Annotated in this window: 1 protein-coding gene; it reads right to left on the reverse strand. The window is 59.5% G+C overall.

Annotation, left to right across the window (positions count from 1 at the left end; translation table 11 throughout):
- Positions 1-27: 27 nt before the first annotated feature.
- Positions 28-237, reverse strand: a 210-nt coding sequence (locus SB725_RS33795) for a hypothetical protein (protein ID WP_410923770.1), incomplete at its 5' end; no start/stop codon positions are given.

Here is a 237-nt window from a genome sequence, read left to right on the forward strand (position 1 = left end):
CGCGAGTTCAGGCGTAATGCGGTGTCATCAACCTAACGGTGTCCGTGTGTCCTCAGTTACAGGGGCAACTCCAGCGAGGCCGTTGACGCGCACGTTGCAGAACTGGTTTGTCGTGGCGTCGATCAAGCGTTTATGGACGAGTATTTCGCGTCCCTGAACGCGTTGTTGCCAGTACACCTGCACGCGGCCGACGAGTTCCGGACCAACCGGCACTTCCAGGATGCGGCCCGTCGTCTT

It is taken from the genome of Pseudomonas sp. SIMBA_041, assembly GCF_046535095.1.
GTDB lineage: Bacteria > Pseudomonadota > Gammaproteobacteria > Pseudomonadales > Pseudomonadaceae > Aquipseudomonas > Aquipseudomonas mucoides.